The following is an 18,703-nucleotide window of genomic DNA, read 5'->3' as shown; positions in this document are numbered from 1 at the left end:
GCGACGGGCTGTCCACCCAAACACCTGTTAGCGGCGACGGTAGCGCAGCAGCCCCTTGGACAGTGGTGACTGAACTGCTTCCGGTGAGAAGCGACCCACTACAGTCTTACCCTGACATCAAAATCAAAGTTATCGACAGCTATGTCAAGTCACAGCTATGGTTGACCCGACGTATCGAGATCAGTGGCCTCCCAGCCAGCGGCGAAAAGTTCAAGCTCTACCAATTCATCGACACCTTCTTGGACGACCGCAATCCAGCAACCAGCAATGACGACCAAGGTCCAGGCTTCATCCGCACAACGCCGAACAATACGACCAATGTGCCGGACTATGTGGGCGTAGTAAAAGGTGCACAAATGGAAACCTTGGTGCACGATTTTTCGGCCCAAACACCTATTTGGGACCGCTATTTCACGGGCCGATATAGCACCCCGCTCACCGAGATGGGTAGTAGCACTGGAGATCTGTCCAACACAGTTGAGCCCAACTCCGATGTAGACAATGGATTGGGCGTGCAGTGGAACGTGCCATCTGGTGCTCCAAGTTTTGTGGTGCAGTACCGTGTCGCCTTCACCTACAGTCCTGTCGATCTGTTCAAAAGATTCACGCCTGCAACGGTCAAAACTGCAGAGGCGTCCAGACTGACTTTTAGCCTGGCCAACCGACAGACCACGGATGTTGTGGGCCTGGGCTTCACCGACAACCTGCCGACAGGCGTTACCGTAGCGCCCACCCCCAACATCCAGACCAGTTGCCCTGCAGGCACAGCCATGTCAGCAAACCTGCCTGCGGGTATGGCGGTCGAGGCAACCGCAGGAAGCGCAAGCATCAAAGTCTCCAACGCTACTTTGCAAAAGGTTGCCATTGCAGGTGATGAGCTGCACTGCGAAATCGCCGTCGATGTGGTCGCTACGCAACCGGGCAGGTACCACAACAAGACGGACAACATCACGAGCTTGGTCAATATCGCCAACATGGTGATCGATGAGGTTTTGGAAGTAGTCAAGCGCGACATCGCTGCCACAGACGACGTGGGTGCAACCAACCCCAACGCCGACCAGATTGCGGTAGCCGATGTGCTCGCCAACGACAGCTTTGACGGCCAAAGTGCAGTTGCCGCTCGTGGGCTGCTGACCTTGAGCACGCTGTCTTCCAGCCACCCCAATATCAGCCTCGACTCGAGCTCGGGCGCCATCACCGTCAAAAAAGGCACGCCCGCCGGCGATCACAGCCTGAAATACCAGGTCTGCGAAACCGCCCTGCCCGATAACTGCTCCACTGCGACCGCGTCGATAAAGGTGACAGCTAGCGCCATCGTGGCCCAACCAGACAGTGGCACTGCCGATATCACCAGCGCCGACCAGATTGCCGTACCCGACGTATTGGCCAATGACAGCTTCAATGGCCAGCCTGCCTCTGGCTCCCGCAGCTTGCTGAGTCTGACCGCCTTGAGCGCCAGCCACGCCAACGTCTTGCTGAACCCCACTACTGGTGCCATCAGCGTGAAAAAGGGCACGCCCACCGGTACGCAAAAGTTGATGTACCAGATCTGCGAAACCGCCCTGCCCGATAACTGCTCCACCGCTACCGTGACCTTGACTGTCACTTTGACAGCAGGCAAGCTCGTGGCCCAGCCCGACAGCGCCAGCGTCAATGTCAGCGACGGTGACAAGGTGGCCGTGGCCGACGTTCTGGCCAATGACAGTTTCAACGGCCAGTCTGCCAGTGCTGCACGCGGTCAACTGGTGTTGAGTACTGTGAGCGCCAGCCACGCCAACCTCACGCTCGACCCCAACAGCGGTGCCGTCAGCGTCAAAAAAGGTACGCCTGCCGGCAACCAGACGTTGAACTACAAGGTCTGCGAAGTAGCCCTGCCCGACAGCTGCGCCACCGCCACCGCGACCATCACTGTCAGCAGTGGCAGCTTGGTAGCCCAGCCCGACAGCGCCAGCGTCAATGTCAGCGACGGTGACAAGGTAGCTGTGGCCGACGTTCTGGCCAATGACAGTTTCAACGGCCAGACAGCCAGTACTGCGCGCAGTCAACTAGTGTTGAGTACTGTGAGCGCCAGCCACGCCAACCTCACGCTCGACCCCAACAGCGGCGCCGTCAGCGTCAAAAAAGGTACACCTGCCGGCAACCAAACGTTGAACTACAAGGTCTGCGAAATAGCCCTGCCAGACAACTGCGCCACCGCCACCGCAACCATCACTGTCAGCAGCGGCAACCTGACAGCCCAGCCCGACAGCGCCAGCGTCAATGTCAGCGACGGTGACAAGGTGGCCGTGGCCGACGTTCTGGCCAATGACAGTTTCAACGGCCAGGCAGCCAATACTGCACGCAGTCAACTGGTGTTGAGCACTGTGAGCGCCAGCCACGCCAACCTCACGCTCGACCCCAACAGCGGCGCCGTCAGCGTCAAAAAAGGTACGCCTGCCGGCAACCAAACGTTGAACTACAAGGTCTGCGAAGTAGCCCTGCCCGACAACTGCGCTACCGCCACCGCAACCATCACTGTCGGCAGCGGCAACCTGACAGCCCAGCCCGACAGCGCCAGCGTCAATGTCAGCGACGGTGACAAGGTGGCCGTGGCAGATGTACTGGCCAATGACAGTTTCAACGGCCAGTCTGCCAGCCTCGCCCGCGATCAGTTGGTGCTGACGACCGAGTCTACGACCCGTGCCGCCGAAGCGACCACCAAGGCCTCTAGCATCACACTCGACTCGGCCACCGGCACTGTCACCGTCAAGCAAGGAACGCCCGAGGGCCCGCATGCGCTGGTCTACAAGGTCTGCGAAAAGGCTCAGCCCAACAATTGCTCGACCGCAGTCGTAAGCCTGACAGTGACCAAGGACGGCGGCGTTATTGGTAACGGCAATGGCAAGGTTCAGCCTGTGCCTGTGAACCACCCACTCGCCCTGCTGGGCCTGAGTGGAGCCTTGGGCATGCTGCTAATGGGCGCCTCCCGTCGCAAACAAAGTCTGAACTAAAAGGACTGTCACCCACCCCGGCATTGGCCGGGGTTGTTTTTTGTTGCTGGGCAAAAATGCCACGCCGCTGTGCGTGGATGCCCAAGCCTATATTCTGATTATTTTGATAGCTAACAGCGCTTTTCTGATTTAGCTTGGCGGCAATTTTTATTGACTGATTGGGCCTCCCGAGCACACGCACACTGCAGTGATTGCCCCAATGCGTTGCGCCCGCAAGCGTGCCAGTATCGAAGCACAGCCGCACTGCGGCTGCTGCATTGAGACAGAACACAGCTATACCAGGAGCAACTATGCAACGTACTCGTCTGGCCCGCGCCTTGGCTGCGCTGGGCATGATCGGCCTCGGCGCCGCCATGGGCAGCGCCCATGCCCAGGACAAAGTGAAAATCGGCTACATCTCGGACATGTCCAGCCTGTACGCCGACCTCGAAGGCAAAGGCGGCGCCACCGCCATCCAGATGGCGATTGACGACTTTGGCGGCAAGGTGCTGGGCAAACCCATCGAGCTGCTCAGCGTTGACCACCAGAACAAGGCCGACATTGCCGCCAGCAAGGCGCGCGAATGGATCGACACCCAGAACCTGACCATGATCTTCAGCGGCACCAACTCCGGGGTGATGCTGGCGCTGGCCAAGGTGGCCGACGAGAAAAAGCGCGTGATGATCAACAACGGCGCCGGGTCTTCGGCCATCACCAACGAGCAGTGCACGCCCTACACCGTGCACTACGCCTATGACACGGTGGCGCTGTCCAAAGGCGCCGCTGGCGCCATTGTCGATGGCGGCGGCAAGAGCTGGTTCTTTCTGACGGCCGATTACGCTTTCGGCCATGCCATGGAAGCGGACGCCTCCACCGTGGTCAAGGCCAAGGGCGGCAGCGTGGCGAGCGCCGTGCGCCACCCGCTCAACGCCTCGGACTTCTCGTCCTTCCTGCTGCAGGCACAAAGCTCCAAGGCGCAGGTGCTGGCGCTGGCCAATGCGGGCGGTGACACCATCAACTCGATCAAGGCGGCCAAAGAGTTCGGCATCGACAAGTCGATGAAGATCGCGCCGCTGCTGGTGTTCTACAGCGACATCCACAGCCTGGGCCTGAAGAACACGGCCGGCATGCAGTTTGTGACCAGCTGGTACTGGGACATGAATGACGAGACGCGCAAGTTCGCCGACGCCTACATGAAGAAAACCCAGCGCCGGCCCACCGAAATCCAGGCTGCCGACTACTCGGCCACCATGAACTACCTCAAGGCCGTGCAGGCCGCCGGCACCACCGATGCCGACAAGGTGATGGCCGCCTGGCGCGCCATGCCGATGAAAGATTTCTTCGGCTCGGGCAAGCTGCGCCCGGACGGCACCTACGAGCACGACATGTACCTGGTGCAGGTGAAGACGCCGCAGGAATCCAAGGGCACCTGGGATTACTACAAGATCGTCAAGCAACTGCCCGGTGCCGAGGTTTTCACCACCAAGGCCGAAACCAAGTGCCCACTGTGGAAGTAAGCTGAGCACACCCCAAAACAACGCCTGGCCTGTGGTCAGGCGTTTTTCGTCCACCCTCCCGCGTTTTCCCCCCCAAAGGAAGTTCCATGCCCATCCAGCCCGACGCCGAATTTGACTCCCTGCTGCCCGGCCGCTCCACCGCCGCCGGCAGCACCCGCCGCACCGCACTGCAGATGGCGCTCGGCGTAGGCTATGCCGCCGCCGCTGCACCGGTGATGGCGCAGACCGCCATCAAAACGCCCGAGACCGGGCTGACAGCGGGCACGGTCAAGTACACGGTTGATGGCTTCGAGGTCAGCGCCTACCGCGCCGCGCCCGAGGGCAAAACCGGCCTGCCGGTGGTGCTGGTGATCCAAGAGATTTTTGGCGTGCACGACTACATTGCCGACACCTGCCGGCGCCTGGCGCAACTGGGCTATCTGGCGATAGCGCCCGAGCTGTTTGCGCGCCAGGGTGACCCGCGCAAGTACACCGAGATCAGCCAGTTGCAAGCCGAGCTGGTGAGCAAGGTGCCCGATGCCCAGGTGCTCAAAGACCTGGACGCCACGCTCGACTGGGCAGCCGCCAATGGCGGCGACACCAGCCGCGCCGGCATCACCGGTTTTTGCTGGGGTGGCCGCATTACCTGGCTGTACGCAGCCACCGGCAAGGTGAAAGCCGGCGTGGCCTGGTATGGCCGCCTGCAAGGCGCCGCCAGCGCCAACCAGCCCAAGCACCCGGTAGAGCTGGCCGCCGAGCTGAAAGCGCCGGTGCTTGGCCTGTACGGCGGCAAAGACCAGGGCATTCCGCTGGACTCGGTCGATGCCATGAAAGAGGCACTGCAAAAAGCCGGCAGTGCAGGTAACGCGGCAGCAGCTGCTTCCACCTTCCATATCTACGCCGACGCGGGCCACGCCTTCCACGCCGACTACCGCCCCAGCTACCGCAAGGACGCTGCAGACGACGGCTGGAAACGCATGCTCGACTGGTTCAAATCCAAGGGCGTGGTGTAACCCCGGGCTTTACAAACAAAACAGCTGCTGGAGCGCGGTCAAACCGCGCCAGCAGCTGTTTTTTTGGATGCGCCCGATCGCGGGCGCAGCGCTCAGTTCAAAGGGTTGTCGCGCCAGAACAGCTCCCAGGGATCCATCTCCTTGCCATCGGGCCAGCGGCACAGCGTGTTCTTGCCCTTGGGCGTATCCAGAATGGCGCCGCCCATCTGCACGCAATACGCAGCCGCAGGGCTGCGCGGGCCTTTGTAGGTGGTGGCGTAGGAATCCTGCTTTTTCTCGTTCGGGTCTTCCAGCGGCTTGAGTCCGGAGGTACTGGTACAAGCGGCCAGGGCCGCCAGCGCTGCTACAGCAGCAACGCTTTTTACTAGGCGTGCAATCACAATCATCTCCATGCCTTGGTGCAGCCGCGTCCAGGCGAGGCGGCTGCGTTGCGATACCTGCATTATCCCAAAGCCCTTCGCGCCGCGCGTCAGTCTGCAGCAGATGACCTCAGCTGCGCAACCAACAGCGCAACTGTGGATAAACAGGCGCCTCGTCAGCGCGCGCCGGGTACGGCGGCCATGCCAGGCCCGCCTGTACCAAGCCGGAGACACCAAGGTATACGCCCATCTCGAAATTCAAGCGCAAGCCCGCTGCATGGCCCCGGTAACCACCGTCGTGGAACAACACGTGCGCGGGCAGTTGCAAATGGCTGAGCGCGGCCCAGGCCCAGGCGGTGGCCTCCATCTCGCCACCGTGCTCCACTGCGGGCAGATCCTCCAGCGCGTCGTCCATACCAGACCGCAAAGCCGCAGGCACCACTGCCAGATGCCCGGCCTCATGCAGCAGGTCGCCGGGCCAGCGCAGCCGCTGACGATCTACCTGCAGGCCGCCCTGCGTGATGCGGATACCGGGCAGAAAGCAGTCGTCAGCCAGCACGGCATCCTTGACCTCCAGCCCTATGTCGCGCAGAAATTGCACAATGCGCTCGGTCGTCTCGGCCTCGTCCAGCGGCTCGATCATGCCTGCCGCTCCAGCAAGCCGAGCACCCGCTGGCGCAGTGTCTCGGGCTGACACTGCTCGGGGCCAATGGTCTCGCCCACGCGCAAAGTGACACGGTTGTAGGCGCCGCGGCGGAAAGGCTTGCTCATGGCGCCGTTGGGCTCGATGCGGCTGAAGTACGAGCCCCACAAGTTGGACAGCGCCATGGGCACGACGGGCACATCCAGGCCATCGGCCTTGGCTTGCTCGAGGATCTTCATCATGCCTCCCTTGAATGCTTGCAGCTGCCCGTCGCGGGTGATAGCGCCTTCGGGGAAGATGGCCAGCAAATCGCCATCGCGCAGCACCTGCGCGGCGCGGGCAAAGGCGGCTTCGTAGACGGCCGGGTCTTCTTTTTGCGGCGCAATCGGGATGGCTTTGCACAGGCGGAACAGCCAGCCGAGCAAAGGCGCGCGGAAGATGCGGTAATCCATGACAAAGTGGATCGGGCGCGGGCTGGCCGCCATCAGCAAGATCGGGTCGACAAAGCTCACATGGTTGCAGGTGAGCAGCGCCGGGCCGTTGGTGGGAATGTTTTGCGCGCCTTCCACCTTGAAGCGGTAGACCAGATGCGTGGCCACCCAGGCCACACAGCGCAGCAGGTATTCGGGCACCAGAAAAAAGATGTAGCCGGCCACCAGCGCATTGGCAATGCCAGTGAACAAAAAGATCTGCGGCACGCTGAAACCCGCGCCCAGCAAGCTGCCCGCGATGAGCGAGCTGGCGATCATGAACAGCGCGTTCAAGATATTGTTGGCCGCGATGATGCGGGCGCGGTGCGTGGGCTGGCTGCGCATCTGGATGAGCGCATACATGGGCACGCTATACAGGCCGGCAAACAGCGAGAGCAGCAGCAGATCGGCCATCACCCGCCAATGCGCCCATTGCGAGACGAAGGCACCAATGTCCATCAGCGGTGCAGCAGGCAGGTTGCGCGAGGCAAAGTACAGATCGATCGCGAACACGCTCATGCCGATGGCGCCCAGCGGCACCAGGCCAATTTCCACCTGGCGGCGCGACATCATCTCGCACAGCAAGGAGCCAATGCCGATGCCGATGGAGAACACCACCAGCAGCAGCGAAGCCACATGCTCGTTGCCGTGCAATACCTCTTTGGCAAAGCTGGGAAACTGGCTCAGAAACACCGCGCCAAAGAACCACATCCAGCTGATACCCAGCAGCGAGCGGAATACCACCACATTGCTCTTGGCGAGCTTGAGGTTGCGCCAGGTTTCGGTGAGCGGATTCCAGTTGATCTGCAGCCCCGGATCGGTGGCCGGCACGGGCGGCACGCCTTGCGCCATCAACCGCCCCAGCAGCGCCAAGGCGATACAGGCCACCGCTACCGATGCATGGCCGATCTCGGGCAAAGCCACCAGCAAACCGCCCACCACATTGCCCAGCAAAATGGCGACAAAAGTGCCCATCTCGACCATGCCGTTGCCGCCGGTCAATTCGTTGTCGCGCAGCACCTGCGGCAGGTAGGCGTATTTGACCGGGCCGAACAGGGTGGAATGCAAGCCCATCAGGAAAACGCAGCCCAGCAAGATGACCGGGCTTTCGATCCAGAAGCCCACACCGGAGATCAGCATGATGCCGATCTCCAGATCTTTGACCACGCGGATCATGCGGTGCTTGGGAAACTTGTCGGTGATCTGGCCCGAGGTGGCCGAGAACAGCAGAAACGGCAGAATGAACAGCGCCCCAATCACCAGGCCGGCCATCGACGCCGGCATCCAAGCCACCTGCAGCTGGTAGGTGACCATCACGGTAAATGCGAACTTGAACAGGTTGTCGTTGGCCGCGCCGGCAAACTGGGTCCAGAAAAACGGCGCAAAGCGGCGCTGGCCCAGCAAGGCAAACTGGTTGGGATGCGCCTCGGCGTCAGTGGGCGGGTGGTTGTGGCTCATGCGTTGCGTCTCCTGGCGGGCGGGGGTGGCTGCTGGTTTGGTAGCGGTTGTCATGGCTCAACCCTCGCGCACTGCCTGGGGCATTTTGCCTGCGCCAGCCACTTGTGCGGGGCCAGCGTTGCGCAGGCGCTGCACTGTTTGCAGCAGCGGCACCAGCGCCAGCGCGGCAGCCAGGTGCTTAAGGCCATGGCCGGCCAGCACATGCTGGCTGGCTTGCCAGATGGCGTGGTCGCCCAGCTCGAACAACTTGGCCAGCACATACCAGGCCAACACCGCGGCCAGCGGCCAAGCAATGCGCGGTGCTGGAATGGCGTGGCGCCACTGCCAAAAAGCCAGCACCAGCAGCAGCACCATGCCACCACCTTGCATCACCGCCCAGGCCAGCAATTGGCCAGTTTGCAACCATTGCAGCAAGGCAAGCGGCCCGCCCAACAGCACCAGTAATGCGGTCACCAACGCGGCCCGCTGGCCCAACAAGGAATGCACTGCCAGGGCCAGCACACCGGCAAATACCGGCACCATACCCATGCGATCCCAGAACACGCGCCAATCGCTCGGCGCCAGGTGGTAATAGGTGGAGCCTGCGGCTGTGGTCAGCAGGCCGGCAAACACCAGCGCCAACCAGGGCACAGCACCGCTGGCGCGCACGGCGTCGGGCGCCTGCCACACAGTGCGCCACAGCCCCCAAATACCGACCAGCAAGAACGGCAGGTTGCTGAGCACATCGGCCGCATTGAGCAGGCCCCAGAGGCTGCGCTGGTCGGCAAACTCGTGGTAATGCGCGACTTGCGGCACATACGGCCCCCACAGAGCCAATGCAGCCAACGCGGCATACGCGGTGTAGAGCAACCACTCGGCCCTGGCTGGCGAAGTGGAGGAAGATGGGTGATGAATGGCGGTATCAGTCATGGCTGCGAACTGTGCCGGGCGCCCAACGCTCAGTCTCGAACAAAAAGCACGATCGCCTATGATGGCGCCGGGAGTACTGATTTTCGATACCTATGAGCACCACTGCCGATCTGATTCTGGCGCTGAAAAAAGAGCTGAAAGCCGCGCAAATGACCTACGCCGACCTGGCCCAGGCGCTGGGCATGGCGGAATCCAGCGTCAAGCGCATGCTGGCCAAGGGCGACATGCCGCTCTCGCGCATTGACGCCATCTGCCATGTGCTGCGCCTGGACTTTGCCGATCTCTCGCGCCGCGTGGCCGACAACCAGCCGCTGATCAAAGAGCTGACGCAGCAGCAGGAGCAGGCCGTGATTGCCGACAAAAAGCTGCTGCTGATGGCCATTTGCGTGCTCAGCCAATGGACGCTGGAGCAGGTGCTGGCCACTTACCGCCTGACCGAGGCCGAAGGCATCAAATACCTGGCGCAGCTGGACCGCATCGGCATCATCGAGCTGCGGCCCATGAACCGCTACCGGCTCAAGCTCGCCAAGACTTTCCGCTGGCGCCCGCATGGCCCGGTGATGGAGTATTTCCGCGAGAACGCGCTGCATGACTACTACTCTGGCACCTTCGACAAAGCGGGCGAAGGCCTGATGCTGGTGCACGGCTCCATCAGCCGCACGCTGGCACCAGCGTTTTTGGAGCGCCTGCAACGCGTGGCGCAAGACTTTGCCCAGCAACACCTGACCGACCAGCGCCTGCCCGAAAAAGAACGTGAAGGCTATACCCTGCTGCTGGCCATGCGCAGCTGGGAACTCTCGGTTTTTACCGCCATGCGCCGTACCAATACCTGATACCGGCTGCGCCAGTGACAGGAGCCCTGGCCTCAGGCTTCATACCGGCTGCGTAAACACCAGCAGCGCACCGCTGTAGCGGTGCAACTGCTGGCCGGCTATTTCGCCCTGGCTGAAAAAGCCGATCACCGGGATATCGCCCAGCACATGGTGCAGCAAATCCAGCTCGGCATTGGTACTGCCGAAGTAATTGCCACCGCGCCCGCTGCAGCTGATGTAGACAGCACCGGCAATAGCACGCTCAGCACCGATTTCGGGCCACAAGGCTTCGGCAGCGGCCCCGGCTTGCCCGGGCTCCTCACCATCTGCCAGCGAGGCACTCTGGGGCGCCAGCGACTCGCGCAGCTCGGCGCACATGCGCAGCAGATCGGCGCGCGCCGCCGTCCAGTTGCGCTGGCAAAAGCGCAGGTATTTTTGCTGCACCGCCGATTCGGGCAAGACAATGCCGCGGCGCTGCATATCCACCCCCACCAGGGTGGACACGCGCGCTTGCGGCGGCAACTGGCCGGAGTAAAGCACGCCGGCGTGTTCTTCGCTCTCCAGCGCCACTTGCAAATGGCGCATTTTGCGCGTGGCCATTTCGGGCGCTTCGTCCATGCGCACCAGCATCAACTCTTCGAGCACATCGAGCGCCGGGCGGCCATCCAGCGACAGCAGCACGTTGTCTTGCAGCGCGGTGATGCGCATACGGGCGCTGGTGGCCTGGCAGCCGTGGGTAACCGATTGCAGCACGCCCGCCTCGGCGGCAAAAGCAATGCCCGACATGCCACCGCGCAATACGCCACTGTGGCTCGGCTCCAGCGCCTTGCTCCAAGCCCATTGCAAAGGCGCCACCGTGCCGGAGCACAGGCCGCCCAACAATTGCCCGGCGCTGGTGCGTGCGGCCAGCTCTTCCACCAGTTCCGGCAGATCGGGCAAGCCCGCATCGGCGTGCACCAGGGCGCGCTCCCAGGCCGGTGAATGCGCATCGGCCCGCAAGGGAGCAATGCCGGAGAACACGCGGTAGGCTTGCGGCGGCAAATCGAGCAGCATCACCGCCAGCGCGGGCTCGCCCATGTACTCGGCCTGCGTGGACACCACGCCAACGCCCACTGCGCCAGACCAGTCGCTCACCTCGGGAAACTCATCCTGCAACACCTCCAGCAAGGCCTCGGCATGCGGGGCAAAGTGGTCGCTGAAATAAGCCAGACCCAGGCCGGGATGGCTGGCATAGGCTTTTTGCGCCATGCGGCCACGGATCTGGGCAACCACCAAAGAAACTGCCATACGCCAGTCAGGATGCGTGGCATGGCCGTAAGGGAACCGCTTCATGCGGTCCATTCTAAGGGGCACCCCGGCCATCTGCGCTGTCAGCCGAGGCCGCTTGTCGCTGCTGTTCTGCGCCGATCAACGCTTGGGTTTGCTGGCTGGCGCTTTGGCCTTGGTGGCCGTGGATTTGCTGGCCTTGGGCGCAGTCGATTTGCTGGCCGCCGGCTTGCGCGTTGTGCTGCGCGCAGCCGCTTTGCGCGGCGCCGCTGCGGCCCCCATGGCTTGCACGGCCGACGCTGCCGCCTCTTGCGTAGTGGCGGCGTGCTGCATGGCGTGCTGAGTCACGTCGCTAACCGCTTGCTGCGCAATATGCTGGAACTGCTGTGTTAGCGCGCTCCACCACAGCAGCGGATCAGCAGCGGCTGCAGCAGCCGGAGCTGCTGTTGGTGTGGCCGCTGGTGCGCTGGCTGGCGGTTCGGCAGGGGCCGCTGCGGCAGGCGGAGGTGCGGGAGCTGGGGCAGGCGGCTGCGCAGCGGCCTCCGCGGCGGGCTCGGACTGCGCTGCGCCTTGGGCAAACTTCTGCCAATGCTGCACCATCGATTGCGCCCAGTTGTCCATGGGCACGTTCATGGTTTGCAGGGTCGACAAAGTCATCTTCTGCACTTCCATGGCCTGGATGGTGGCCATCAAGGCACGCTCGTTTTGCTCAAGCCAGAAAAGCACGGTTTTGAGTTCGCCAATGCGCTTGTCCAGCTCTTCGACGCTGACCGTCGGCGCCGCCCAATCGCCCCAAGAGGGAAAGCTGGCGCCTGCGCCCTTGCCCGCCTGGCCCAGGCGCTGCAAAAAGTCAAAACCCGGCGCGAACGGATTGAAGGAATCATTGCTGCTTGCCATGGCGACTGCCTCCTCTTGCTATAGTTTCCAATGTGCAAGGCGGCAGCTTACCCGATTGGCTGCCCGCTGCCTATGCGTAGTTCGCGCCAAAGCCGCCTTGCGGCGACACCGACCAGAAAGACCTCCATGCAAAGCCTTTTTCATCTCGCCTTTCACGTTCACGATCTGGATGCCGCACGGCAGTTCTACGGCACCACGCTTGGCTGCGCCGAGGGCCGCAGCACCGATACCTGGGTAGATTTTGACTTTTTCGGCCACCAGATCTCCTGCCATCTGGGCCAGCCCTTCAGCACCAGCAACACCGGCCACGTGGGCAAACACCTGGTGCCCATGCCGCACTTTGGCCTGGTACTGCAGCTGGAAGACTGGAAAAAACTGGCAGAGCGCCTGCGCGCCGCCAACACCCGGTTTGTGCTGGAGCCGCAAGTACGCTTTGAAGGCGAACCCGGCGAGCAGTGGACCATGTTCTTCTACGACCTGAGCGGCAACCCGATTGAAGTGAAAGGCTTCCGCTCGCTGGAGACGCTTTACGCGCATTGAGACATGCAGCCCCGCGTGAGGCTTGAAGAATGTGCCAGCAAGTCTTGGCACCACAACGAAAAAGCCAGCTCGACAGCTGGCTTTGGTGTTCTGGTGGCGTGAGAAGGGTTTGGGCCACCGACTTTGGGCTCGATGAACCCAGCACGACGAGCTGCAAGACTGCTCCATCGCGCACCTCCATCTGATTGCTCTGAAGGGAGAAACGAACACAGTGAGGCTTCGTACGCCGCCCCAGACGCAAAAAAGCCAGCTGATCAGCTGGCTTTACTTGCTTTGTTCTGGTTGCGCGAGAAGGATTTGAACCTCCGACCTTTGGGTTATGAGCCCAACGAGCTACCAGACTGCTCCATCGCGCACCGCAATTATAGCGCGATAGAACCGCACAATTTTCGAGTTCTGCGCTTTTGCTGATTATTTTTCCAGCTTCGCTTTTGATAGCACGAAAATTTCCGGACTACACCCGCGAAAACCAAGGGAGAAACGAACCAGCCAAGCTTGGCTGTTCCTGTGGCACAAGAAGAATTAAAGCCACCGATCTTGGGACTCGATGAAACCCAGCTCAACGAGCTGGCAGACGGCACCATCGCGCACCGCCATCGACTTCTCCCAAGGTAGAAGCGAATGCCGTGAAGCTGCGAACGCCCCAGACGCAAAAAAGCCAGCTCGAAAGCTGGCTTTGTAATTCTGGTTGCGCGAGAAGGGTTTGAGCCTCCGACCTTTGGGCTCTACGACCCCAGCCCGACGAGCTGCCAGACTGTTCCATCGCGCACCGCTCTCCACGTTCTCTCAAGATAGAAACGAACGCAGTGAGGCTTCGGACGCCTTAAACGCAAAAAAAGCCAGCTGATCAGCTGGCTTTACTTGCATTGTTCTGGTTGCGCGAGAAGGATTTGAACCTCCGACCTTTGGGTTATGAGCCCAACGAGCTACCAGACTGCTCCATCGCGCACCGCAATTATAACCCAGGGATTTCCAGCATATGCAGTTGCATGCCATATTTCGGAAATATTTTGCAGTGCAGCAAGTGAATCCAGCCTGCAGCCCCTGTCGGGCGTGGCCCATCCACACAAGCAAAACAAGGCTCAGCAAGAAATGCGGGGCAGAGACGATGACGGCTCGCCCGGACTGCACGCCCTGGGAGCCAGCGCTCAGACAAAGAAAAAGCCCACCGAAGTGGGCTTTTCCAACAAGGGGCTGATGCCTCTTGCTTATTCAGCTGCTGCTTCACCGGCTTCTTCAGCGCGGTCCACCAGCTCAACGTACGCCATAGGAGCGTTGTCGCCCACGCGGTAACCCATCTTCAGGATACGGGTGTAGCCGCCAGGACGGTTGGCCGAGCGGGGGCCCAGCACGTTGAACAGCTTGGTCACGCTGTCGCGGTCACGCAGGCGGTCGAATGCCAGACGACGGTTGGCAACGGTGTCCACCTTGGCCAGGGTGATCATGGGCTCGATCACCTTGCGCAGTTCCTTGGCCTTAGGCACGGTGGTCTTGATGGCTTCGTGCTCGATGAGCGAATTCATCATGTTTTGCAGCATCGCCTTGCGGTGAGACGAGGTGCGGTTCAGTTTACGGAGGCCGTGTCCGTGACGCATGGTGCTTTTCCTTATTAAGAATTGATTCAATCAAACAGCCGGATCAGGTACTGTCTGACGCACTACTAACAAAATGGGCTCCCCCCGATAGGAGGGAAAGCCCGCCATTATAATTTAACGCTTTTCCAAACCGGCAGGTGGCCAGTTTTCGAGCTTCATACCCAGGGTCAGACCACGGGAAGCCAGAACTTCCTTGATCTCGTTGAGCGACTTGCGGCCCAGGTTAGGCGTCTTGAGCAACTCATTTTCGGTGCGCGGGATCAGATCACCGATGTAGTAGATGTTTTCGGCCTTCAGGCAGTTGGCAGAACGCACGGTCAGCTCGAGCTCGTCCACAGGACGCAGCAGGATCGGATCGAAGGTTGCGTTGTTGCGCGCTTGACCGCCAGGTTGGTCGAACACGTCGAGCGCGCCGCCTTCCAGTTGGGCAAACACGGCCAGCTGTTCCACCAGGATCTTGGCCGACGAGCGCACTGCGTCTTCAGCAGCAATGGCGCCGTTGGTTTCGATCTCGAGAACCAGCTTGTCCAGGTCGGTACGCTGTTCCACACGGGCAGATTCCACCGTGTAGCTCACGCGCTTGATGGGCGAGAACGATGCGTCCAGCACGATGCGACCAATCGACTTGGTCGATTCGTCACCATAGCGGCGCACGTTACCGGGCACATAGCCACGGCCCTTTTCCACCTTGATCTGCATGTCCAGCTTGCCGCCTTGCGACAGGTTGGCAATCACATGATCAGGGTTGATGATTTCAACATCGTGCGGCGTCTGAATGTCAGCAGCCGTCACCACACCTTCGCCGTCTTTACGCAGGCTCAGGGTGACTTCATCACGGTTGTGCAGTTTGAACACCACGCCCTTGAGGTTCAGCAAGATGTTGACCACATCTTCCTGCACGCCATCGATGGACGAGTACTCGTGCAGCACACCTGCAATGGTTACTTCCGTCGCTGCATAACCCACCATCGACGACAACAAAACGCGGCGCAGGGCATTGCCCAGCGTGTGACCGTAACCGCGCTCGAACGGCTCCAGCTCTACCTTGGCGCGGTTGTGGCCCAGCTGTTCTACGTTGATTGTCTTGGGTTTCAGCAAATTGGTCTGCATGCAAACTTCCTCTCAATACCCCCGGCTCGTTACACCGGTAAGGCTGGTGAAGCACCAGAACCGCGATGCCTCGCGGTTCTGGGACGGATACACTTTCGCAGTCGGGAACGACCGTGAAATTAACGAGAATACAATTCGACGATCAGCGATTCGTTGATGTCGGCACCGAATTCATCGCGGTCAGGAGCCTTCTTGAAGGTACCTTCAGCCTTGTCAGCCGACACTTCCACCCAAGCGGGGAAACCCACTTGACCGGCCAATTGCAGCGACTCGACGATACGGGCTTGCTTCTTGGACTTTTCGCGCACTGCCACGACGTCGCCTTCCTTGACCATGAAGGAAGGAATGTTGACGGCTTGGCCGTTCACGGTGATGGCCTTGTGCGACACCAGCTGACGTGCTTCAGCGCGGGTCGAGCCGAAGCCCATGCGGTAGACCACGTTGTCCAGACGGCTTTCCAGCAGGCTCAGCAGGTTGGCGCCGGTGTTGCCACGGCGACGGTCTGCTTCAGCGAAGTAGCGGCGGAATTGCTTTTCCAGCACGCCGTACATGCGCTTGACCTTTTGCTTTTCGCGCAGTTGCAGGCCGTAGTCAGAGGTACGGGCACCGGAGGTGCGGCCGTGCTGACCTGGCTTGGTGTCCAGCTTGACCTTGTCCGCGATCGAGCGACGAGCGCTCTTCAGGAACAGGTCTACGCCTTCGCGGCGGGAAAGCTTGCCCTTAGGGCCAATAAAACGTGCCACTTGAATATCCTTTTTTCAGCTACCGCAAAAATGCGGGAGCCGCCAGTGCACCATGCGCTGGCGGCGGTGGGCTTATGGTGAATTAGATACGACGACGCTTTTGAGGGCGGCAGCCGTTATGGGGAACCGGCGTCACGTCCGAGATGGAGGTGATGCGGATGCCCAGTGCACCCAATGCACGAACCGAGGATTCGCGACCTGGGCCGGGGCCCTTGATCTCGACGTCCAGGTTCTTGATGCCTTGTTCCATAGCAGCACGACCGGCCACTTCGGAAGCGACCTGGGCTGCGAAAGGCGTCGACTTGCGCGAGCCCTTGAAGCCTTGGCCACCGGACGAAGCCCAAGACAGTGCATTGCCTTGGCGATCGGTGATCGTGATGATGGTGTTGTTGAACGAAGCGTGAACGTGTGCAATACCGTCAGAAATGTTCTTACGAACCTTCTTACGTACACGAGCAGCTGCGTTGTTAGCAGGAGACTTAGCCATTGTGTACCTTCAATCTCTTTATTTCTTCAAAGCCGCTGCGCCCTTGCGCGGACCCTTGCGGGTGCGGGCATTGGTGCGGGTACGTTGACCACGCATGGGCAGACCACGACGATGACGGAAACCGCGGTAGCAGCCGATGTCCATCAAACGCTTGATGTTCATCGTGGTTTCACGGCGCAGGTCACCTTCCAGGGTCAGGTGAGCGATCGCGTCGCGGATCTTTTCCAGATCAGCGTCCGTGAAGTCCTTGACCTTCTTGGAATACTCGATACCGGTCGTTTCGCAGATCTTGCGAGCCGTGGTACGACCGATGCCATAGATAGCGGTCAGGCCGATCTCCGCATGTTGGTGCGGAGGGATATTAATACCAGCAATACGTGCCATTTGCGTCCTCTAGTCTTTCAATCAACCTTGGCGCTGCTTGTGGCGCTGGTCGGTGCAGATCACACGAACGACACCCTTGCGACGGATGATCTTGCAGTTACGGCAAATCTTCTTTACCGAAGCTGAAACTCTCATTTCATTCTCCTAAAACTTCCATCCGCTCCAGTCCGTGACGGCATTTCAAATTTTTGGCCCCAATGGACTGGAGGGCACACTTTCCTGTCGATCTCAGCTCTTGGCCGAGGCCTTGAAGTTCGCCTTCTTCAGAAGCGACTCATACTGCTGGGACATCATGTAGTTTTGTACCTGGGCCATAAAGTCCATGGTCACCACAACGATGATCAACAAGGAAGTGCCACCGAAATAGAACGGAACGTTGTACTTCAGGATCAAGAATTCTGGCAGCAGACACACAAAGGTGATGTAGATCGCCCCTGCAAGTGTCAAACGCACCAAAATCTTATCAATATAACGTGCTGTCTGATCCCCTGGTCTAATCCCGGGAATAAAGGCACCACTCTTCTTCAGGTTATCGGCCGTTTCGCGGCTGTTGAAAACCAGGGCCGTATAGAAGAAGCAGAAAAAGATGATCGCTGCGGCGTAGAGCATCACATAGATCGGTTGACCAGGAGTCAACGTGCTTGCAATGTCCTTGAGCCAACGCATCGATTCGCCAGCGCTGAACCAGTTCACAACCGTAGCAGGCAGCAAGATGATCGAGGAAGCGAAGATGGGAGGAATGACCCCGGCCATGTTCAGCTTCAGTGGCAAGTGCGAAGACTGGCCACCATACACCTTGTTTCCAACCTGACGGCGCGCGTAATTCACCAGGATCTTGCGCTGTCCACGCTCGACAAACACGACGAAGTACGTCACGGCTGCCACAACGAGAACAATGAAGATCGCGGCAATGATGCTCATCGCACCAGTGCGCACCAATTCGAGCAGTCCGCCGATGGAGCTGGGGAGACCCGCAGCAATACCAGCGAAGATCAGGATCGAGATCCCGTTGCCCAAACCACGCTCTGTGATCTGCTCACCCAACCACATCAGGAACATCGTACCGGCGGTCAGGCTGACCACGGCAGTAAGACGGAACCCGAAACCAGGGTTGAGAACCAAACCAGCAGTACCTTCCAGTGCCACGGCAATGCCCAGCGACTGGAACAGTGCAAGAGCCAGCGCACCGTAACGGGTGTACTGGGTGATCTTGCGACGGCCAGCTTCGCCCTCTTTCTTCATCTGCTCAAACGTTGGGACGACATAGGTCATCAATTGCATGATGATCGATGCCGAGATGTACGGCATGATCCCCAGTGCAAACACGGTGAAGCGCGAGAGCGCTCCGCCCGAGAACATGTTGAACAGATTGAGAATTCCACCCTGTTGGCTATTGAACAGTTGCTGCAACTGGTTCGGATCGATGCCCGGCACCGGGATATGAGCCCCGATGCGGTACACGATCAGCGCCAGCAACAGAAAAACCAAGCGACGACGCAAATCGCCATATTTACCGGTCTTTGCAATTGTTGCGGTGTTCGTAGCCACTGAT

Annotated in this window: 18 protein-coding genes and 3 tRNA genes; 5 read left to right on the top strand and 16 right to left on the bottom strand. The window is 60.3% G+C overall.

Features of this window, described 5'->3' with window-relative positions:
* The first annotated feature begins 161 nt into the window (after positions 1–161).
* The 3 genes from ACFIQF_RS08735 (at position 162) to ACFIQF_RS08725 (ending at position 5,478) form a co-directional block, all read left to right on the top strand.
* Positions 162–2,990: a DUF7933 domain-containing protein gene (locus ACFIQF_RS08735; protein WP_393941986.1), complete on the top strand. Its 2,829-nt coding sequence runs from the start codon at positions 162–164 to the stop codon at positions 2,988–2,990.
* 332 nt (positions 2,991–3,322) lie between these two features.
* A complete protein-coding gene (locus ACFIQF_RS08730) occupies positions 3,323–4,486 on the top strand; it encodes an ABC transporter substrate-binding protein (RefSeq protein WP_393942163.1) in 1,164 nt (387 codons plus the stop codon).
* Between the two features lie 86 nt (positions 4,487–4,572).
* Positions 4,573–5,478, top strand: coding sequence for a dienelactone hydrolase family protein (locus tag ACFIQF_RS08725; RefSeq protein ID WP_393941985.1), 906 nt, complete (start codon positions 4,573–4,575; stop codon positions 5,476–5,478).
* A 92-nt stretch (positions 5,479–5,570) separates the two neighbouring features.
* On the opposite strand, the gene ACFIQF_RS08720 is transcribed toward ACFIQF_RS08725, so the two are convergent.
* Genes ACFIQF_RS08720 through ACFIQF_RS08705 form a run of 4 tightly spaced genes read right to left on the bottom strand, consistent with a single transcriptional unit; the run spans position 5,571 to position 9,317 of the window.
* Complete coding sequence (locus tag ACFIQF_RS08720; RefSeq protein ID WP_393941983.1) at positions 5,571–5,921, bottom strand: DUF333 domain-containing protein; 351 nt, start codon at positions 5,919–5,921, stop codon at positions 5,571–5,573.
* A 46-nt stretch (positions 5,922–5,967) separates the two neighbouring features.
* The gene (locus tag ACFIQF_RS08715) at positions 5,968–6,480 is read right to left on the bottom strand and encodes a hypothetical protein (RefSeq protein ID WP_393941982.1); all 513 of its coding nucleotides are present in this window, start codon (positions 6,478–6,480) and stop codon (positions 5,968–5,970) included.
* Complete coding sequence (locus ACFIQF_RS08710; protein ID WP_393941980.1) at positions 6,477–8,408, bottom strand: MFS transporter; 1,932 nt, start codon at positions 8,406–8,408, stop codon at positions 6,477–6,479. Before ACFIQF_RS08710 ends, ACFIQF_RS08715 begins: the two co-directional genes overlap by 4 nt.
* A gap of 57 nt (positions 8,409–8,465) precedes the next feature.
* The gene (locus tag ACFIQF_RS08705; RefSeq protein WP_393941979.1) at positions 8,466–9,317 is read right to left on the bottom strand and encodes a hypothetical protein; all 852 of its coding nucleotides are present in this window, start codon (positions 9,315–9,317) and stop codon (positions 8,466–8,468) included.
* A 92-nt stretch (positions 9,318–9,409) separates the two neighbouring features.
* On the opposite strand from ACFIQF_RS08705, the gene ACFIQF_RS08700 reads away from it, so the two are divergent.
* Entirely contained in the window at positions 9,410–10,150 is a 741-nt protein-coding gene (locus tag ACFIQF_RS08700) for a helix-turn-helix domain-containing protein (RefSeq protein WP_393941977.1), read from the top strand.
* Between the two features lie 39 nt (positions 10,151–10,189).
* Here the strand turns inward: ACFIQF_RS08700 and ACFIQF_RS08695 are convergent, their stop codons facing one another.
* Positions 10,190–11,416 (bottom strand): FIST signal transduction protein, encoded by a 1,227-nt coding sequence (locus ACFIQF_RS08695; protein WP_393941976.1) that lies wholly within the window; start codon positions 11,414–11,416, stop codon positions 10,190–10,192.
* A gap of 120 nt (positions 11,417–11,536) precedes the next feature.
* Positions 11,537–12,292, bottom strand: a complete 756-nt coding sequence (locus ACFIQF_RS08690; RefSeq protein ID WP_393941975.1) for a PhaM family polyhydroxyalkanoate granule multifunctional regulatory protein — start codon at positions 12,290–12,292, stop codon at positions 11,537–11,539.
* Between the two features lie 126 nt (positions 12,293–12,418).
* Here ACFIQF_RS08690 and ACFIQF_RS08685 point away from each other — a divergent pair, with 126 nt between their 5' ends.
* Positions 12,419–12,832 (top strand): VOC family protein, encoded by a 414-nt coding sequence (locus ACFIQF_RS08685; protein ID WP_393941973.1) that lies wholly within the window; start codon positions 12,419–12,421, stop codon positions 12,830–12,832.
* A gap of 279 nt (positions 12,833–13,111) precedes the next feature.
* On the opposite strand, the gene ACFIQF_RS08680 is transcribed toward ACFIQF_RS08685, so the two are convergent.
* The 10 genes from ACFIQF_RS08680 to secY form a co-directional block, all read right to left on the bottom strand.
* Positions 13,112–13,188 (bottom strand) — tRNA-Met (locus ACFIQF_RS08680).
* A gap of 329 nt (positions 13,189–13,517) precedes the next feature.
* Positions 13,518–13,601 (bottom strand) — tRNA-OTHER (locus ACFIQF_RS08675).
* 103 nt (positions 13,602–13,704) lie between these two features.
* Positions 13,705–13,781, bottom strand: a tRNA-Met gene (locus tag ACFIQF_RS08670).
* Positions 13,782–14,040: 259 nt separating this feature from the next.
* Positions 14,041–14,427 (bottom strand): 50S ribosomal protein L17, encoded by a 387-nt coding sequence (gene rplQ / locus ACFIQF_RS08665; RefSeq protein ID WP_184705477.1) that lies wholly within the window; start codon positions 14,425–14,427, stop codon positions 14,041–14,043.
* A 114-nt stretch (positions 14,428–14,541) separates the two neighbouring features.
* On the bottom strand, positions 14,542–15,537 hold the full coding sequence (locus ACFIQF_RS08660; protein WP_393941971.1) for a DNA-directed RNA polymerase subunit alpha: 996 nt from the start codon (positions 15,535–15,537) through the stop codon (positions 14,542–14,544).
* 119 nt (positions 15,538–15,656) lie between these two features.
* Positions 15,657–16,280 (bottom strand): 30S ribosomal protein S4, encoded by a 624-nt coding sequence (rpsD, locus tag ACFIQF_RS08655; RefSeq protein ID WP_393941969.1) that lies wholly within the window; start codon positions 16,278–16,280, stop codon positions 15,657–15,659.
* Positions 16,281–16,362: 82 nt separating this feature from the next.
* Positions 16,363–16,767 carry a 30S ribosomal protein S11 gene (gene rpsK / locus ACFIQF_RS08650; protein WP_054257670.1) on the bottom strand — a complete coding sequence of 135 codons (405 nt, stop codon included), beginning with the start codon at positions 16,765–16,767 and terminating at the stop codon, positions 16,363–16,365.
* 18 nt (positions 16,768–16,785) lie between these two features.
* Positions 16,786–17,151, bottom strand: coding sequence for a 30S ribosomal protein S13 (gene rpsM / locus ACFIQF_RS08645; protein WP_393941967.1), 366 nt, complete (start codon positions 17,149–17,151; stop codon positions 16,786–16,788).
* A gap of 21 nt (positions 17,152–17,172) precedes the next feature.
* Positions 17,173–17,286, bottom strand: coding sequence for a 50S ribosomal protein L36 (gene rpmJ, locus ACFIQF_RS08640; protein WP_003050535.1), 114 nt, complete (start codon positions 17,284–17,286; stop codon positions 17,173–17,175).
* Positions 17,287–17,379: 93 nt separating this feature from the next.
* Positions 17,380–18,699, bottom strand: coding sequence for a preprotein translocase subunit SecY (gene secY, locus ACFIQF_RS08635; protein ID WP_393941964.1), 1,320 nt, complete (start codon positions 18,697–18,699; stop codon positions 17,380–17,382).
* Positions 18,700–18,703 lie beyond the last annotated feature (4 nt).

Source organism: Comamonas trifloxystrobinivorans, assembly GCF_043359985.1.
GTDB classification, from domain to species: domain Bacteria; phylum Pseudomonadota; class Gammaproteobacteria; order Burkholderiales; family Burkholderiaceae_C; genus Comamonas; species Comamonas trifloxystrobinivorans.
The sequence above is the reverse complement of the archived record's forward strand: the minus strand, read 5'-3'. Positions and strand labels throughout refer to the sequence as shown.

Excerpts from the sequence above, each read along its gene's own strand:
- ACFIQF_RS08730 (WP_393942163.1), top strand. The coding sequence starts at position 3,323 with ATGATCGGCCTCGGCGCCGCCATGGGCAGCGCCCATGCCCAGGACAAA.
- ACFIQF_RS08725 (WP_393941985.1), top strand. The coding sequence starts at position 4,573 with ATGCCCATCCAGCCCGACGCCGAATTTGACTCCCTGCTGCCCGGCCGC.
- ACFIQF_RS08720 (WP_393941983.1), bottom strand. The coding sequence starts at position 5,921 with ATGCAGGTATCGCAACGCAGCCGCCTCGCCTGGACGCGGCTGCACCAA.
- ACFIQF_RS08715 (WP_393941982.1), bottom strand. The coding sequence starts at position 6,480 with ATGATCGAGCCGCTGGACGAGGCCGAGACGACCGAGCGCATTGTGCAA.
- ACFIQF_RS08710 (WP_393941980.1), bottom strand. The coding sequence starts at position 8,408 with ATGAGCCACAACCACCCGCCCACTGACGCCGAGGCGCATCCCAACCAG.
- ACFIQF_RS08705 (WP_393941979.1), bottom strand. The coding sequence starts at position 9,317 with ATGACTGATACCGCCATTCATCACCCATCTTCCTCCACTTCGCCAGCC.
- ACFIQF_RS08700 (WP_393941977.1), top strand. The coding sequence starts at position 9,410 with ATGAGCACCACTGCCGATCTGATTCTGGCGCTGAAAAAAGAGCTGAAA.
- ACFIQF_RS08695 (WP_393941976.1), bottom strand. The coding sequence starts at position 11,416 with ATGGCAGTTTCTTTGGTGGTTGCCCAGATCCGTGGCCGCATGGCGCAA.
- ACFIQF_RS08690 (WP_393941975.1), bottom strand. The coding sequence starts at position 12,292 with ATGGCAAGCAGCAATGATTCCTTCAATCCGTTCGCGCCGGGTTTTGAC.
- ACFIQF_RS08685 (WP_393941973.1), top strand. The coding sequence starts at position 12,419 with ATGCAAAGCCTTTTTCATCTCGCCTTTCACGTTCACGATCTGGATGCC.
- rplQ (WP_184705477.1), bottom strand. The coding sequence starts at position 14,427 with ATGCGTCACGGACACGGCCTCCGTAAACTGAACCGCACCTCGTCTCAC.
- ACFIQF_RS08660 (WP_393941971.1), bottom strand. The coding sequence starts at position 15,537 with ATGCAGACCAATTTGCTGAAACCCAAGACAATCAACGTAGAACAGCTG.
- rpsK (WP_054257670.1), bottom strand. The coding sequence starts at position 16,767 with ATGGCTAAGTCTCCTGCTAACAACGCAGCTGCTCGTGTACGTAAGAAG.
- rpsM (WP_393941967.1), bottom strand. The coding sequence starts at position 17,151 with ATGGCACGTATTGCTGGTATTAATATCCCTCCGCACCAACATGCGGAG.
- rpmJ (WP_003050535.1), bottom strand. The coding sequence starts at position 17,286 with ATGAGAGTTTCAGCTTCGGTAAAGAAGATTTGCCGTAACTGCAAGATC.